Here is a 16079-nt window from a genome sequence, read left to right on the forward strand (position 1 = left end):
GGCGTGGTAGCGCCGCCCTCCGACGACGGAACGTTCAGCCGCGCGGATCGCGCCGCAGACCGGTCACGAACGACGACCAGGCGTCCCGACCGAAGACGAGCGCCGGGCCGCCCGGGTCCTTGGAGTCCCGCACCGCCAGCCCCTCGGGGAGTACGGCCACCTCGACGCAGTTCGAATCGTTCGCGCCGCTACGGCTGCTCTTTCGCCAGGAAACCCGTGCCAGCTTCGCGGGGACCATCGGCAGCGCTCCAAGGTGTCGGACTCAGTCCGGGACCTCAGCAGCAACCCGCGCGAGAAGGTCCGCAGACCGGTCAGGGTCGAGTGCCTTGGCCCGAAGGTGGTCGAACATGAGTTTATATCGGGCCACGTGCCGGTCCTCCTCCAGCAACAGCGTGCTGGAGTCGTTACTGAGATACACGACGGCCGGGTCGAGCACCGGGTCGGCGTAGTCCAGCAGGGTGAAGGCTCCGGCCATCGCCGCGTGCGCCCCGGCCGAGAACGGCAGGACCTGGATCTCGACCGAGGGCATCGCGCACGCTTCGATCAGGCGGGCGAGCTGCGCACGCATCACCTTCGGGCCACCGACCACCCGTCGGATCGCCGCCTCGTCCAGCACCATCCACAGCTTCGGCGGCAGGTCACGCGACAACAGAGCCTTGCGGGCGAGCCGGGCCGCCACCACTCGGTCGGTCTCGTCCTGGTCGGCGGTGCTGCGGCCCGCTCTGACGATGGCGCGGACGTACTGCTCCGTCTGCAACAGGCCGGGAACGTACAGACACTCGAACGCGCTGATCGACGTCGCCTCCGCCTCGAAGCCGACGAAGTCGTCCGGCAGCACGTCGCCGTACGCGCTCCACCACCCCTTCTGCCGGGACTGCCGCAGCAGCGCGTTCAGCGACTCCCGCTCGCCCTCGGATGCGTCGTAGAGGTCGAGCAGCGGGGGCAGGTCCTTGGGCATCACCCGCGAGTGTCCGAGTTCGAAGCGGATGACCTTCGTCCGGTGCCAGCCCAGGATCTTGGCAACCTCCTCGGCGGTGTGCCCGGTGCGGTCCCGCAGGCGGCGCAACTCGCGCCGCAGCCGGCGGGCTCTGATCGTCGGACTGGGCACCTGTGCCATCGCCGCCGTCACCTCCACTGTGAGTGATCGATTCTTACCCAAGAGCGACCACACCTCAAGCATCTGTTTCCAAAGAATGGCGACGTTGCATTTTTGCCTCGCCTGGTCCAGGCTCTTGACGAGGATCCGCTACGGAGAGGCAGGGCATCGTGACGGACAATCAATCGTCTCGTTGGGATGGTGAGTCCCGGCGACCCCGTGACGGCCAGGACGACCTGACCGACCTGCTCGACCGGGCCGACGTGTCCGAGCGGGTCCGGGCCGCCATCGAATTCGCGTTGGCAACGCCGGAGACACTGTCGTCGTACCTCATCGCTCTGGGTCCGACGGAGCGCGAGCGGCCGGCGGCCCGGCGCTGGACGCTGCACCTGTCCTACCTGGCGACGGACCTGACGGAGGCCCGCGACCAGGCCGTCGTCTACACGGAGGGGTTGACCACCCTGCGCCCCGAGGTGGCCGCCGGGGCGGCGCTGCTGTCCCGGGCCGACGCCTGGCACCACGTCGAGCCGGTGTTCTGCGGCCGGAGCGGCCCCGACAACGAAGTCTGCATGGACGTCAACGGACACCCCGGCTTCCACAGCGCGGCCGGCATCGGCGGGCTCTGCTGGGGCGACGGAGACGGCACGTCGGCGCAGTGACCGTCGCGGCGCGGCGGACGCGCCGGCCGCCGTGCGGGCGATGCTGTCGGGGAGGGCTCGTAGACTCCCCGGATGGCTTCCCCGACCGACCTGCGGACCGACGACGCGCTGGCGGCGCTGCGCCGGGTGTTCGGCTACGACGCCTTCCGCGGCTTCCAGCAGCAGGTCATCGACCATGTCGTCGCCGGCGGCGACGCGCTGGTGCTGATGCCCACCGGTGGCGGCAAATCGCTGTGCTACCAGATCCCGGCCCTGGTCCGCGACGGCGTCGCGGTCGTCGTGTCGCCGCTGATCGCGCTCATGCAGGACCAGGTGGACGCGCTCACCGCGGTCGGCGTACGCGCCGGCTTCCTCAACTCGACGCAGACCCTCGACGCCCGCCGCCGGGTCGAGGCGGCCTTCGTGGCCGGCGAGCTGGACCTGCTTTACCTGGCGCCGGAGGCGCTCGGCGTCCGGTCCACCCTCGCCCTGCTGGACCGGGGGCGCATCTCCCTGTTCGCGATCGACGAGGCGCACTGCGTGTCGCAGTGGGGGCACGACTTCCGGCCCGACTACCTGGCCCTGTCGATGCTGCACGAGCGGTGGCCGCAGGTCCCCCGCATCGCGTTGACCGCCACCGCGACGAGCGCCACCCGCCGCGAGATCGCCAGCAGGCTGGGCCTCGACGAGGCGCGACACTTCGTGGCCAGCTTCGACCGGCCCAACATCCAGTACCGGATCGTGCCCAAGCGGGAGCCCCGCAAGCAACTGCTCGCCCTGCTGCGCGACGAGCATCCCGGTGACGCGGGCATCGTCTACTGCCTGTCCCGCGCCTCGGTCGACAAGACCGCCGAGTTCCTGACCGCCAACGGCATCGCCGCGCTGCCCTACCACGCCGGCCTCGACGCGGCGACCCGCGCCGCCAACCAGCACCGCTTCCTGCGCGAGGACGGCCTGGTCATGGTGGCCACCATCGCCTTCGGCATGGGCATCGACAAGCCCGACGTCCGCTTCGTGGCCCACCTCGACCTGCCCAAGTCGGTCGAGGGCTACTACCAGGAGACCGGCCGCGCCGGCCGCGACGGGCTGCCGTCCACCGCCTGGCTGGCGTACGGCCTGCAGGACGTGGTGCAGCAGCGCAAGATGATCGAGACGTCCGACGGCGACCTGGCCCATCGCCGCAACCTCGCCGCGCACCTCGACGCGATGCTCGCGCTCTGCGAGACGGTCCGGTGCCGCCGGGTGCAGCTACTCGAATACTTCGGCGAGAGCGAAACCTCGGCCTGCGGCAACTGCGACACCTGCCTCAACCCGCCGGAGTCCTGGGACGGCACGGTCGCCGCCCAGAAGCTGCTGTCCACCGTGTTCCGCCTCGACCGCGAACGCAACCAGCGGTTCGGCGCCGGGCACTGCGTCGACATCCTGCTCGGCAAGCAGACCGACAAGATCAGCCAGTACGGTCACGACGCGCTGACCGTCTTCGGTATCGGCACGGAGTTGAGCGAGGCCGAGTGGCGGGGCGTGGTCCGGCAGCTCCTCGCCGAAGGGCTGCTCGCCGTCGAGGGCGACTACGGCACGCTCGCGCTGACCGAGGCGAGCGCCGACGTGCTGGGCCGTCGTCGTACCGTCACCATGCGCCGCGAACCGGAGAGGCCGGCGTCGAGCCGCTCGTCGAAGCCGCGCGGCTCGTCCACCGTCGTGGCCGAGCTGACCCCGGCCGCCGCGTCCGTCTTCGAACGGCTGCGCGCCTGGCGGGCGGCCACCGCCAAGGAGCAGGGCGTTCCGGCGTACGTCATCTTCCACGACGCGACGCTGCGCCAGATCGCGAGCGACGAGCCCACCTCGCTGGCCGAACTGTCCCGCGTCAACGGCGTCGGCGAGAACAAACTCGCCAAGTACGGCGAGCAGATCCTGGCCGTCCTCGCCGGCGAGTGACCTTATGCCGAAAGGGCCGGACCCCGTGGGGTCCGGCCCTTGTCGTTGGTTGTCAGCTGGTGGCGTAGCCGCGGGTGGCGATCCAGTCCGCGAGGTGCTCGACGGTGATGTCGTAGGCGGCGGTGTTCGCATCGGCGGAGTCGGCGATCCGCACGGTGTTGCCGGCATCGCGGTAGCCCACGACGCTGATGTAGTGCCCGCCCTCGAAGGAGTGCGTGTTGCCGTCGGTGTCGACGCTGGTGCCGGCGATGTTCGCGACCACGGCCCGACCGTCATCAACGGTCTTGACGATGTCGGCGCGCAACCGGTCGGTCTGGGTGGCGTCGGCGTCGGGCTTGCTGATCTCCACGCTGTGGTAGGCGTCCGACTTACCGGTCTCCTTGTTCAACACCGGCGTGATGTCGTTAATGCTGTTGGTCCCGGCCTCGGTGGTGCCCATCTCCTTGGCCATCGCGTCCACGCTGATGTCCTTGCCCTGCACACTCAGCGCGTTACGGGTAGCGGCCGGACCGCAGTAGTAGAAGTTCGGCTGCGCCTCATACCGCACACCCAACTGCCGCTCACCATGACCCTTACGCTCAGACTGCGACTGCGACTGCGACTGGGACGTCGGCTTGGCGGTGCTCTCCGCGGCGAACGCGGCCGTAACGGGACCAGCGATAGCGCCGCCGGTGAACGCGAGACCAGCAGCGGTCAGAGCGGCCTTACGAATCAGATCGGTACGCATGATGGCGTGCTCCTCTGCGTCGGGGGAAACGCGCACTCGGCACACGGGGGCGCGCCAAGGCGGGGAAAGATCGTGGGGGGATCAGCCGGCGGCCCAGCAGGGGCCTGCTCGGATGTTCCGGAGGGTGGTCCAACGGTCCGGGTCAGCGGATCATTCCCCCGCTGGTGGACCGGGGACGGCCGGTGGTGCTCGGCCGTGCGGGGATGTAACGACACCGGCCCGGAGGGTGTTCCCGGCCGCGGCTACCGGCTCTGGGCCGGCGAGCTACTCGGCCGTGCGGGGGATGTAACGACACCGACCCAGCGGGTGTTCCCGGCCGTGACTACCGGCCTGCGCTGGCGTGCTGCTCGGCCGTGCGGAGGGTGTAACGACGCCGACCCGGCGGATGTTCCCGGCCGTGACTACCGGCCTGCGCTGCTGTGCTGCTGTGCTGCTCGGCGGTGCGGGGGATGTAACGACGCCGCCCAGCGGGTGTTCCCGGCGGCTGTGGCGCACTGCGACCGGTGTCGTGCGGCTGTGACCCGAGGGTCGCGGCGGCGTGCCAGATACAACGACCCGACCCGGCCCGCGATTTCCGCCGCCTGAATGCGGCCCGTCACGGCACCCACCCCTGAACAGGACAAACCGCCCAGGCGGGACAGACAGTCAAGCCCCACCGAGGATGATCGACTCGACATCGCCGAAGTGGCGGCATCTACGCACAAAGGATGCCCCCACATCGGCGACCTGGAGTCGATCGCGGCGCGGGCACGATCGACCCGAGTACCCAAGCGCCACCCGACCACCAAAACCAGACAAATCGTGACGCCCGACCCGACCCGAGGCGACCCGACCCGACCCGAGGCGACCCGACCCGACCCGACGCGAGCCGAGCCGACCCGACGCGACCCGACGCGACCCGAAGCCGAGCGGACGCGAGCCGACCCGACGCGACCCGACGCGAGCCGAAGCCGAGCGGACGCGAGCCGACCCGAGCCGAGCCGACTCGACCCGAGCCGAGCCGATGCCGACGCCGACAGGCCACGCCTGGGCGGGTCCGATGATCTGCGCAATATCGGGGATGTTGCTGCCTCAGCCCGTCGTGAGGCAGCAACATCCCCGAAAGTGTTGTCTCACCGACCAGGGCGCACCAGCCCAACTGAGGGTGAGACGGCGCACGCGGGGCAAGATCGTGCTCGAACTAGGAAAGAGGCCCCTCGCCGCGCGGCCGAGGCCACTACAACCAGGATCGAGCACGATCATGGGGTCTGCGGCGGCGGCGCGTTCCGTATTCAGGTAGGTGGACAGGCAGCTGCTCACGGGCGACACCGCGAGCAGGCGTGCGGAGCAGCGCCCAGGCCGGCAAAGTGCCGCTCTGCCCCGGTGACCCCACTATGCCGGCCCGACAGGACGGGCCCGGATCGTCGCCTATATCAGGTTATGTCGCCCATACGGCGCGCGGCAGGAGCATGCGCGCCCCGGGCGAGGTGGTGATCCACACGACTTCGGCGATAGCGCGCTATACCAGCCGGTTGATAGCCCGATATCGCCGAAGTCGAGTCGATCATGGCGAAGGCAAGCCCTCGACCGCTGGCTCAGCGGCAGAAGCCGCCCCCGCAGGGGGTGCGCTCCCCGCGTCGGAGGTCGCCTCCGCGCCGGTGTCGGCCGGCACCCCCGTCTCCAGGGCGGCCAGGATCGCCTCGGCGGTACGACGACCGACCCCGGGTACCTCGGTGATCTCGTCGACGGTTGCCGTGGAGAGCCGCTTGAGCGAGCCGAAGTGGCGTAGCAGCGCCTTGCGGCGTACCTCGCCCAGGCCGGGGACATTGTCCAGCGCCGACTCGGTCATCCGCTTGGAGCGGCGCTGGCGGTGGAACGTGATGGCGAAGCGGTGCGCCTCGTCGCGGACGCGTTGCAGCAGGTAGAGGCCCTCGGAGGTGCGCGGCAGGATGACCGGGAACTCGTCGTCCGGGAGCCAGACCTCCTCCAGCCGCTTCGCGAGGCCGCAGAGCGCGACGTCGTCGATGCCCAGGTCGGCGAGGGCCTGCGCGGCGGCCGCGACCTGCGGGGCGCCGCCGTCGACGACCACCAGCTGCGGCGGGTACGCGAACTTTCGCGGCCGGCCGGTGGTCGGGTCGATCAGGACACCGACCTGCGGATCGACGGGGTCGACCGGGGTGGACGGGTCGTCGGCCGACTCCACACCCACCTCGCCCGTCTCGGCCCGCGCGTCGAGGTAGCGGGCAAAGCGGCGACGCAGCACCTCGGACATCGCGGACAGGTCGTCGGTGGCGCCCCGGACGATGAACCGCCGGTACTCGCTCTTGCGGGGCAACCCGTCCTCGAAGACCACCATGCTGGCCACCACATCGGTGCCCTGGATCTGGGAGATGTCGAAGCACTCGATGCGCAACGGCGAGGTGCGCATGCCCAGCGCCTCGCTGATCTCGTCGAGGGCCTTGCCGCGGGTGGTCAGGTCGCCGGAGCGTTTGAGCTTGTGCCGGGCCAGCGCGTCCTTGGCGTTGCGCTCGACCGTCTCCAGCAGGGTGCGCTTGTCGCCGCGCTGCGGCACGCGCAACGACACCCGGCTGCCGCGGTGGCTGGTGAGCCAGTCGGCGAGCGCGTCCGCGTCGGCCGGCAGCTCGGGCACCAGAAGCTCACGGGGTACGTCCGCCTCGCCGTGCTCGCCGCCGTACACCTGGGTGCAGAAGTGGTGCACCAGGTCGCCGGTGGTCAGGTCCTCGGTCTTCTCCACCACCCAGCCGCGCTGGCCGCGGACCCGGCCGTCGCGGACGTGGAAGACCTGCACGGCCGCCTCGAGCGGGTCGTCGGCGAACGCGACCACGTCGGCGTCGGTGCCGTCGCCGAGCACGACGGTCTGCTTCTCCATGGCCCGGCGCAGGGCGGCCACGTCGTCGCGCAGGCGGGCGGCCCGTTCGAACTCCAACGCCTCGCTGGCCTCGGTCATCTCGCGTTCGATCTTGCGGACCATGGTGTCGGTGCGGCCGGCCATGAAGTCGCAGAACCCGTCGACGATGGCACGGTGCTCGTCGGCCGAGACGGTGCCGACGCACGGGGCCGAGCACTTGCCGATGTAGCCCAGCAGGCAGGGGCGGCCGACCTGGCCGGCCCGCTTGAACACGCCGGCCGAGCAGGTCCGCGCGGGGAAGACCCGCAGCAGCAGGTCGAGGGTCTCGCGGATGGCCCAGGCGTGCGAGTACGGCCCGAAGTAGCGCACACCCTTGCGTTTCGCGCCGCGCATCACCTGGAGGCGCGGGTACTCCTCGTCGAGGGTGACGGCCAGATAGGGGTACGACTTGTCGTCGCGGTAACGGACGTTGAACCGGGGATCGTACTGCTTGATCCAGGTGAACTCCTGCTGGAGCGCCTCGACCTCGGTGCCGACGGTGATCCAGTCCACCGACTCGGCGGTGGTGACCATCTGGCGGGTGCGCTCGTGCAGGTTCCAGACGTCGCCGAAGTAGGAGTTGAGCCGGCTGCGCAGGTTTTTCGCCTTGCCGACGTAGATCACCCGGCCGGTGCCGTCGCGGAAGCGGTAGACCCCCGGTGACTCCGGGATGGTGCCGGGTGCGGGACGGTAGGTCGAGGGGTCAGCCACACCGCCAAGCCTAGTCCGCACCCCCGACACCCCACCGCAGGCGCGTGATCCACCCCGGCTTCCCGGAAGCCGGGGTGTCGGAGAGCCGCAGACACCCCGACTTCCGGAAACGCGAGTTGATCAATGGCCGACCGGCGCGACCGGCGCGCCCAGGTGGGTCAGGCCAGCGAGATCTGGTCGCCGGTGACCTTGATGTCCTTCGGCGGCAGCGGCTTCTTCGCCGGACCGGCCTTCACCGAGCCGTCCTCGATCGAGAACTTGCTGCCGTGGCAGGTGCAGTTGATGGTGCCGCCATCAACGTTCGACACGGGGCAGTTCTGGTGCGTACAGATCGGGCTGAAGCCCTTGAACTGGCCGGCCGCGGGCTGGGTGATCACCACGCCCTCGGCGGCGAGGATCTTGCCGCCGCCGACCGGGATGTCGGCGGTGGTGGCCAGCGACTGGGCGTTCTGCCGGTTGCCGCCGCCGGCGTCCCCGGTGCTGGGCACGGCGGGGCCGCCACTGGTGGGTCCGTCGCTGCCGCTGCCGTCGTCACTGCCGCAGGCAGCCAGGACGACGGCCGCGCCGACCGCCCCGACGCCGGTGAGCAGGGTACGACGGGTCTGCGTACCCGGTCCGGTCAGCGCCTGATCGTCGCTCATGCCTCGCCTCTCTCTCGCCCAGTGCGCCGGTCCGAAAGCCGGCCACACTTCCTTCCACGCGCAACTGTGCCGGATAGTTCACCCCGGCATCCGGGCGACCCCGGCAAAAGGGGCGGGTCGTCAGCCGACCCGCCCCGAAGAGATGCGGGAAAGTCAGCGCGCGCCGGCCGGCACCTTGCGGGTCGCCCGCGTCTTGGTCGCGCCGTTGGCCTTGGCGGCCCGGGTGGTGGCCGCCGCCGCGCCCTTGGCCTCGCCGTCGAGCTTGAGCACCTGGCGCAGGAACTCGCCGGTGTGGCTCTCGGCGACCTCGGCGACCTCCTCCGGGGTGCCGGTGGCGAGCACGGTGCCGCCCCGGTGACCGCCCTCGGGGCCCATGTCGACGAGCCAGTCGGCCGTCTTGATCACGTCGAGGTTGTGCTCGATGGTGATCACGGTGTTGCCCTTGTCGACCAGTCCCTCGAGCACCATCAGCAGCTTGCGGATGTCCTCGAAGTGCAGACCGGTGGTCGGCTCGTCGAGCACGTAGACCGTGCGCCCGGTGGAGCGCTTCTGCAGCTCGGAGGCGAGCTTGACCCGCTGCGCCTCGCCGCCGGAGAGCGTCGGAGCGGGCTGCCCGAGGCGGACGTAGCCCAGGCCGACGTCGACGAGGGTCTTGAGGTGCCGGTGGATGGCGGGGATGGCGGAGAAGAACTCGGCGGCCTCCTCGATCGGCATCTCCAGCACGTCCGAGACGGTCTTGCCCTTGTAGTGCACCTCCAGGGTCTCCCGGTTGTACCGGGCGCCCTTGCAGACCTCGCAGGGGACGTACACGTCGGGCAGGAAGTTCATCTCGATCTTGATGGTGCCGTCGCCGGAGCACGCCTCGCAGCGGCCACCCTTGACGTTGAACGAGAACCGACCCGGCCCGTACCCCCGGACCTTGGCCTCGGTGGTCTCGGCGAAGAGCTTGCGGACGTGGTCCCAGACACCCGTGTAGGTGGCGGGGTTGGAGCGGGGCGTACGGCCGATCGGCGACTGGTCCACGCCGACGACCTTGTCGACGTGCTCCAGCCCGGAGACCCGGGTGTGCCGGCCGGGCACCAGGCGGGCGCCGTTGATCTGGTTGGCCAGCACCGCGTACAGGATGTCGTTGACCAGCGTCGACTTGCCCGAGCCGCTGACGCCGGTGACCGCGATGAGCTGGCCCAGCGGGAACGAGACGGTCAGGTTGCGCAGGTTGTGCTCCCGCGCGCCGTGCACCACCAGCTCACGGTCCTTGGTCTGCGGACGGCGGCCGGTCGGCGTCGGGATCGACCGCCGACCGGAGAGGTAAGCCCCGGTGATCGACTCCTTGTTCTTCAGCAGCGCCGGCACCGAGCCGCTGTGCACGATCTTGCCACCGTGCTCGCCCGCGCCGGGGCCGATGTCGACGATCCAGTCGGCCACCCGGATGGTGTCCTCGTCGTGCTCCACCACGATCAGCGTGTTGCCCAGCCCGCGCAGCCGGATCAGCGTCTCGATGAGCCGGTGGTTGTCCCGCTGGTGCAGCCCGATCGACGGCTCGTCGAGCACGTAGAGCACCCCGACCAGGCCCGAGCCGATCTGGGTGGCGAGCCGGATGCGCTGCGCCTCACCGCCGGAGAGCGTGCCGGCCGGCCGGTCGAGGGAGAGGTAGTCCAGGCCGACGTCGAGCAGGAACCGCAGCCGGGCGTTGATCTCCTTGAGGACGCGCTCGGCGATCAGCTTCTGCCGGTCGGTCAGCTCGATGCCGGCGAGCAGGTCGGCGCACTCCCCCACGGACAGGTTGCAGACCTCGGCGATGCTCTTGCCCGCCAGGGTGACGGCGAGCACCTCGGGCTTGAGCCGGGCGCCCCCGCAGGCCGCACACGGCACGTCCCGCATGTAGCCCTCGTACTTGTCGCGGGACCACTCGGACTCGGTATCGGAGTGCCGGCGCTCGATCCACTGCACCACGCCCTCGAAGCCGGTGTAGTAGGAGCGCTCACGGCCGTACTTGTTGCGGTAGCGCACGTGCACCTGGTCGTCGGAGCCGTGCAGGATCGTCTTCTGCGCCCGTGCCGGCAACGCCCGCCACGGGGTGTCGATGTCGAAGTGCTGGGCCTCGCCGAGGGCCTCCAGCAGACGCAGGAAGTATTCCAGGTTGTGCCCGGTGGACCAGGGCTGGATGGCGCCCTCGCGCAGGCTGCGCTCCGGGTCGGGAACCAGCAGCTCCGGGTCGACCTCCTTCTTGGTGCCCAGGCCGGTGCACTCCGGGCAGGCGCCGTAGGGCGCGTTGAAGGAGAACACCCGGGGCTCGAGATCCTCGATAGCCAGCGGGTGGTCGTTGGGGCAGGCCAGGTGCTCCGAGTAGCGGCGCTCCCGCTCCGGGTCGTCCTCCGGCAGGTCGACGAAGTCGAGCAGCACCAGGCCGCTGGACAGCCCCAGCGCGGCCTCGACCGAGTCGGTCAGTCGCTGCTTGGCGCTCGGCTTGACGGTGAGCCGGTCGATCACCACCTCGATGGTGTGCTTCTCCTGCTTCTTGAGCTTGGGCGGCTCGGTCAGCGGGTGCACCACGCCGTCGACGCGGGCCCGGGCGTAACCCTTGGCCTGCAGCTCGGCGAAGAGGTCGACGTACTCGCCCTTGCGGCCCCGGATGACCGGGGCGAGCACCATGAACTTGGTGCCCTCGGCCATCGCGAGGACCCGGTCGACGATCTGCTGCGGGCTCTGCTTGGAGATCCGCTCGCCACAGACCGGGCAGTGCGGCTCGCCGATGCGGGCGAAGAGCAGCCGCAGGTAGTCGTAGACCTCGGTGATGGTGCCGACGGTGGAGCGCGGGTTGCGCGAGGTGGACTTCTGGTCGATCGAGACGGCCGGGCTCAGCCCCTCGATGAAGTCGACGTCGGGCTTGTCCATCTGACCGAGGAACTGCCGGGCGTACGACGACAGCGACTCCACGTAGCGCCGCTGCCCCTCGGCGAAGATCGTGTCGAAGGCCAGGCTCGACTTGCCCGACCCGGACAGCCCGGTGAACACGATGAGAGCGTCCCGGGGCAGGTCGAGACTGACGTCACGCAGGTTGTGCTCGCGCGCGCCACGGATGATGAGTCGGTCGGCCACGGTACGTGTACTCCCGGGTGAAGGTGAAGCGGAGGGTCTGTCCCGCTCTGTGCTGTTTCCGAGCGGTCGTAGCTGCTCATGAGCGGTCGGTACGGGCGCGGAAAACACGCCTCGGCAACTCTAGCCCCGAGGTACGACAGTTTCCCCCGCCCGCACATTCCCCCAGCTCAGCCCGGTCGGCCGCGCCGGCCGCGAGCCTTTGGCACCGGCCGTTGCCGCCGGGCACGTACCCCGACGGCAAAGCCCCGGTCAGTAACCCCCGGGCGACGGCGGGCGTGCCGCCCGGCGTCGCGCCGAGCGCCAGCCGCCGCGTCGCTCGGCGGCGAGGCGGGCGGCACGCCGCCCACTCTCGTGCGCCACCTCGCCCTGCAGCCGGCGCCAGCTCTCCCAGCGGCGGGCGGACAGCTCACCGGTCCGCAGCGCGTCCCGGACCGCGCAGGCCGGCTCGCCGTCGTGCCGGCAGTCGGCGTACCGGCAACCCTCGGCCAGCCCCGCGATGTCGGCGAACGCCCGGTCCAACCCGGCCGCGCCGTCGAGGAGACCGACCGCGCGTACGCCAGGCGTGTCGATCACCGCGCCGCCGCCCGGGATGGGCACCAGGGCCCGCCAGGTGGTGGTGTGCCGGCCCTTGCCGTCAACCCGGCGGATCGCCTGGGTCGGCATCATCATCGCGCCGGCGAGCGCGTTGACCAGGCTCGACTTGCCCGCGCCGGACGGCCCGAGCAGCCCCAGCGTGCGACCCGGCGCGACCTCGGCGCGCAGCGGCGCCAGCCCGGTGCCGTGCTCGGCGCTGACCGGCAGCACCGGCACACCGGGTGCGACGGCGGCGAGTTGGCGGGCCAGCGCGGCCGGGTCGGCCGCGAGGTCGGACTTGGTCAGCACCACGAGCGGCCGGGCCCCGGACTCGTGGACCAGGGACAGCAGCCGCTCGATGCGGGCCACGTCCGGCTCCGGGTGCACCGGCTCCACCACGGCGGCCGTGTCGAGGTTCGCGGCCAGCACCTGGCCGCTGGCGTCCTTGCCGGCGGTACGGCGGATCAGCGCGGCTCGCCGGGGCAGCACGGCCCCCACCGTGATCCGGCGGTCCGGCCAGTGTGTGAGCAGTACCCAGTCTCCCGCGCAGGGCAGCGCGGAGGGGTCCTGGACGGCGGCGGCCAGCACGGACGGGCCGAGGCTGGCGCGGACCGGGCCGTCGACGGTGAGCACCGTGCAGACTCCCCGGTCCACCCGGGCCACCCGGCCCGGGTGGCGCTCGCCACGTCGGGCGGCGTACGACGCCCGGTCGGCGTCCCAGCCGAGGGCGGTCAGATCGATGGTCATAGCATCCTCATCGGTGTCGAGCTGGTGATGGCGGAACACGCGTGCCACGTCCGGCATGAACTCCACCTCCGTCCGACGTCCGAGTGCCGCTTGTGACGCCGACGGTAGGGCGCGACGCGCCGTGCCGAAAGCGATTTCCGCGACGACGGTGCGGCGCCCGCCCGCTAGGGTCGACGCGTGCGCACCGCCGCGCCGCCCGCGCGACGCCACCGCACAGCCGCCGAGCGCCTCCTCCACCGGAATGGATGTCGACACGTCATGACCTACAGCGGAGATGTCACCCACGGCGGCCCGCCGGCGGTCCGCGAGTTGTCCGGGCTCACGATCAGCAAGCTGTCGGTCGGCCCGATGGACAACAACGCCTACCTGCTGCGGTGCTCCGGCACCGGCGACCAGGTGTTGATCGACGCCGCCAACGAGGCGCCCCGGCTGCTGGAGCTGATCGGTGACGACGGCCTGACCGCCGTGGTCACCACCCACCAGCACATGGACCACTGGGTGGCGTTGGAGGAGGTGGTCGCCAAGACCGGCGCGCGGGCGCTGGTGCACGCCGACGACGCGTCCGGGCTGCCGATCGAGGCGGAACACCTGGCCGAGGGCGACACCGTCGCGGTGGGTGACTGCGCGCTGGAGGTCATCCACATCAAGGGGCACACGCCCGGGTCGATCGCGCTGCTCTACCGCGATCCGGCCGGCACCGCCCACCTGTTCACCGGCGACAGTCTCTTTCCCGGCGGTGTGGGCAACACGGACAAGGACCCGCAGCGCTTCGCCGCGTTGATCGACGACGTCGAGCACAAGCTGTTCGGCCAACTGCCGGACGACACCTGGTTCTACCCGGGCCACGGCAAGGACAGCACCCTGGGCGCCGAACGCCCGGCCCTCCCCCAGTGGCGAACCCGAGGCTGGTAACCCACCCACCTGTCAGCCACAGGGCGAAGCCACCGGCCCGCGCAACCCCCACCAGGCCACACCCAGAGGCACCCACCCGGGCCCGAGATGCCACCCACCCGGGCCCCCAACCCGGGCCACCAAACGCTGACCAAGAGCCACTGAAGGTCGAACAACCCGACGGAAGACCGCGACCCGACCGGCGGACCAAGACCCCGACGGGGGCGGGGGCCTGCCGTGCCCGGCGCAGGGATCAAGCCTGACCGCCCGGAGCCGGGCACGGCAGGCCCCCGCCCCCCACCGCAACCACAGCCAGCAAGAAGCTCAGCCAGCCAGAGCGAACAGCCGCCGCCGCGCCCCCAGCAACACCACGGTGGCCAGCACCAACCCCACCCCCATGGTCACCAGCAACGGGCTGGGCGCGCCCGGCAGCAGCGCGGCCAGCGACCGTGACGCGATGCCCAGCGCCAGGTAGAGACCGGCCCAGGCCGCCGCGCCGAGGGCCGCGCAGCCGAGGAACCGCCGGTACGACATCCGCAGTCCGCCGGCGGCCAGCGGCAGCAGGGCGTTGAACACCGGCAGGAACGGCGCGACCATCACCATCCGCCCGCCGCCACGGCTGAGGATCCCTTCGGCCGCACTCCAGCGCGACTCGCCGATCCAGCCTCCGATGCGACTGCGGCGCAGCGGTTCGGCGTACCGGCGACCGATCAGGAAGCTCAGCGACCAGCCGGCGAGGCATCCGGCGAGCACCGCGGCGAAGGTGGCCAGCCCGGTGGCCGGGCGGCCCACCCCGACCGCGGCCAGGATCGCCACGTCGCCGGGGACGAGGACGCCGAGCAGCGGTACGGCGTCGAAGAGCATCACCAACCCGAGTACGCCCATCAGCACCAGGATGGGTAGCTCTCCGACCTGGGCCAGCCAATGCGTCATGCCTCGTACGCTATGGCCGTCGTGCCACCGTGGACATCCGGTCGCAGCCCTTACCGCCCCCTGGTGTCCACCTCGGGGTCACCCCTGAGATGGCCGGCGGGTCAGGCGGGTCGCAGCACCCGCACCCGACGCGGCGACGGGTCCACCGACGGCTCGGTGGTGGGCACCGGGTAGTCGGCCAGCACCAGCAGCCCGTCGACCGGCAGGTGCGCCCGGCCGGGGTCCCCGACCAGCACCTCGGCGCCGGAGGCGACGGCCCGTCGCAGGAACGGCAGCATCCGGGCGGCCATCGGACGGCTGTAGAAGACGTCCCCGGCGACCACCAGGTCCGCGTCGGCGCTGTCGCGGTCGAGCAGGTCGTCGCCGTTCACGTCGACGGTGACCCGGTTGGCGCGGGCGTTGACCGTGACGGCCGCCACAGCGTACGGGTCGATGTCGTTGGCGACGACCTCGGCGGCGCCGGCCAGCGCGGCGGCGATGCCCACGAGTCCCGAACCGGCGGCGAGGTCGAGGACGCGACGCCCGGCGGCCAGCTCGGGGTGGTCCAGCAGGTGTCGGGCCAGGGCCTGACCGCCGGGCCAGACGGAGGCCCAGTACGGCGCCGTCAGGGGGTGCCCGGCGAGCGCCTCCATCCGGGCCCACCAGACGATCGCGTCCTCGGCGAGGTGCAGGCGCACCTCCGGGACGAACGGGGTGGGGACCAGCCGGAGCCGGTCCAGGCCGGCGCCGGGCGCGTCGATCTCGCGCTCCAGCTCGGACAGCGCGGTGGCTGCGGGACCCCTCATCGGCGCAAGCATGCCGCACGACGAAGCGGTCGGGGCGGCTTTGGCACGCGGGCGACGCGGAGTGTTCATCTGAGTTCGAGAAAAGACCTACGGCACTTCGGCCGGCGGATCGGGGTTTTGCCCGTTACTGTCGAACAGGTACGGGCGACCATCGGCCTCGAGGCCGGTGGTCCGCCGCTTTGAACAGGGAGAGATGCATGGCAACCGGCACGGTTAAGTGGTTCAACTCGGAAAAGGGCTTCGGCTTCATCGAGCAGGATGGTGGAGGGCCGGACGTGTTCGTCCACTACTCCGCCATCGCGACGAGCGGCTACCGGGAGCTCAACGAGGGCCAGAAGGTCGAGTTCGAGGTGACCCAGGGCCAGAAGGGCCCGCAGGCGGACAACGTCCGCCCGATGTAGCTCCGTGCCGGTGAC

13 protein-coding genes are annotated in these 16079 nt (G+C 71.1%); 4 read left to right on the forward strand and 9 right to left on the reverse strand.

The features are described from left to right. Nucleotides 1–34 precede the first annotated feature (34 nt). On the reverse strand, nt 35–238 hold the full coding sequence (locus ACQP03_RS24420; protein WP_433458623.1) for a DUF397 domain-containing protein: 204 nt from the start codon (nt 236–238) through the stop codon (nt 35–37). Nucleotides 239–262: 24 nt separating this feature from the next. Next, nucleotides 263–1117, reverse strand: coding sequence for a DUF5753 domain-containing protein (locus ACQP03_RS24425; protein ID WP_433458625.1), 855 nt, complete (start codon nt 1115–1117; stop codon nt 263–265). A 149-nt stretch (nt 1118–1266) separates the two neighbouring features. Between ACQP03_RS24425 and ACQP03_RS24430 the strand changes: the two genes are divergently transcribed. Beyond that, the gene (locus tag ACQP03_RS24430) at nt 1267–1755 is read left to right on the forward strand and encodes a hypothetical protein (RefSeq protein ID WP_433458627.1); all 489 of its coding nucleotides are present in this window, start codon (nt 1267–1269) and stop codon (nt 1753–1755) included. 72 nt (nt 1756–1827) lie between these two features. Further along, nucleotides 1828–3669 carry a DNA helicase RecQ gene (gene recQ, locus ACQP03_RS24435; RefSeq protein ID WP_433458629.1) on the forward strand — a complete coding sequence of 614 codons (1842 nt, stop codon included), beginning with the start codon at nt 1828–1830 and terminating at the stop codon, nt 3667–3669. A 52-nt stretch (nt 3670–3721) separates the two neighbouring features. Here recQ and ACQP03_RS24440 read toward each other — a convergent pair whose 3' ends face one another. From ACQP03_RS24440 to rsgA, 5 genes are all read right to left on the reverse strand, one after another. Next, nucleotides 3722–4396 carry a C39 family peptidase gene (locus ACQP03_RS24440; RefSeq protein ID WP_433458595.1) on the reverse strand — a complete coding sequence of 225 codons (675 nt, stop codon included), beginning with the start codon at nt 4394–4396 and terminating at the stop codon, nt 3722–3724. Between the two features lie 1543 nt (nt 4397–5939). After that, nucleotides 5940–7994 (reverse strand): excinuclease ABC subunit UvrC, encoded by a 2055-nt coding sequence (gene uvrC / locus ACQP03_RS24445; RefSeq protein ID WP_357399183.1) that lies wholly within the window; start codon nt 7992–7994, stop codon nt 5940–5942. 158 nt (nt 7995–8152) lie between these two features. Further along, nucleotides 8153–8635 carry a Rieske (2Fe-2S) protein gene (locus ACQP03_RS24450; RefSeq protein ID WP_357134869.1) on the reverse strand — a complete coding sequence of 161 codons (483 nt, stop codon included), beginning with the start codon at nt 8633–8635 and terminating at the stop codon, nt 8153–8155. A 153-nt stretch (nt 8636–8788) separates the two neighbouring features. Continuing rightward, complete coding sequence (gene uvrA / locus ACQP03_RS24455) at nt 8789–11734, reverse strand: excinuclease ABC subunit UvrA (protein WP_433458632.1); 2946 nt, start codon at nt 11732–11734, stop codon at nt 8789–8791. 249 nt (nt 11735–11983) lie between these two features. Next, nucleotides 11984–13054, reverse strand: coding sequence for a ribosome small subunit-dependent GTPase A (gene rsgA, locus ACQP03_RS24460; RefSeq protein WP_433458634.1), 1071 nt, complete (start codon nt 13052–13054; stop codon nt 11984–11986). A 258-nt stretch (nt 13055–13312) separates the two neighbouring features. Between rsgA and ACQP03_RS24465 the strand changes: the two genes are divergently transcribed. Next, a complete protein-coding gene (locus ACQP03_RS24465) occupies nt 13313–13966 on the forward strand; it encodes an MBL fold metallo-hydrolase (RefSeq protein ID WP_357134874.1) in 654 nt (217 codons plus the stop codon). Nucleotides 13967–14269: 303 nt separating this feature from the next. Here ACQP03_RS24465 and ACQP03_RS24470 read toward each other — a convergent pair whose 3' ends face one another. Together ACQP03_RS24470 and ACQP03_RS24475 are read right to left on the reverse strand one after the other, a co-directional pair. Next, entirely contained in the window at nt 14270–14878 is a 609-nt protein-coding gene (locus ACQP03_RS24470; protein ID WP_357127295.1) for a DedA family protein, read from the reverse strand. A 101-nt stretch (nt 14879–14979) separates the two neighbouring features. Then, on the reverse strand, nt 14980–15675 hold the full coding sequence (locus tag ACQP03_RS24475; RefSeq protein WP_357127292.1) for a class I SAM-dependent methyltransferase: 696 nt from the start codon (nt 15673–15675) through the stop codon (nt 14980–14982). A gap of 185 nt (nt 15676–15860) precedes the next feature. Here ACQP03_RS24475 and ACQP03_RS24480 point away from each other — a divergent pair, with 185 nt between their 5' ends. After that, complete coding sequence (locus ACQP03_RS24480; protein ID WP_007072071.1) at nt 15861–16064, forward strand: cold-shock protein; 204 nt, start codon at nt 15861–15863, stop codon at nt 16062–16064. Nucleotides 16065–16079: the final 15 nt, after the last annotated feature.

The organism is Micromonospora sp. CA-248212 (assembly GCF_050948405.1).
Taxonomy (GTDB): domain Bacteria; phylum Actinomycetota; class Actinomycetes; order Mycobacteriales; family Micromonosporaceae; genus Micromonospora.

Coding starts and splice junctions, on each gene's coding strand:
- ACQP03_RS24465 (WP_357134874.1), top strand. CDS start 13,313: ATGACCTACAGCGGAGATGTCACCCACGGCGGCCCGCCGGCGGTCCGC.
- ACQP03_RS24440 (WP_433458595.1), bottom strand. CDS start 4,396: ATGCGTACCGATCTGATTCGTAAGGCCGCTCTGACCGCTGCTGGTCTC.
- ACQP03_RS24475 (WP_357127292.1), bottom strand. CDS start 15,675: ATGCTTGCGCCGATGAGGGGTCCCGCAGCCACCGCGCTGTCCGAGCTG.
- ACQP03_RS24480 (WP_007072071.1), top strand. CDS start 15,861: ATGGCAACCGGCACGGTTAAGTGGTTCAACTCGGAAAAGGGCTTCGGC.
- ACQP03_RS24425 (WP_433458625.1), bottom strand. CDS start 1,117: ATGGCACAGGTGCCCAGTCCGACGATCAGAGCCCGCCGGCTGCGGCGC.
- rsgA (WP_433458634.1), bottom strand. CDS start 13,054: ATGACCATCGATCTGACCGCCCTCGGCTGGGACGCCGACCGGGCGTCG.
- ACQP03_RS24470 (WP_357127295.1), bottom strand. CDS start 14,878: ATGACGCATTGGCTGGCCCAGGTCGGAGAGCTACCCATCCTGGTGCTG.
- ACQP03_RS24420 (WP_433458623.1), bottom strand. CDS start 238: ATGGTCCCCGCGAAGCTGGCACGGGTTTCCTGGCGAAAGAGCAGCCGT.
- recQ (WP_433458629.1), top strand. CDS start 1,828: ATGGCTTCCCCGACCGACCTGCGGACCGACGACGCGCTGGCGGCGCTG.
- ACQP03_RS24450 (WP_357134869.1), bottom strand. CDS start 8,635: ATGAGCGACGATCAGGCGCTGACCGGACCGGGTACGCAGACCCGTCGT.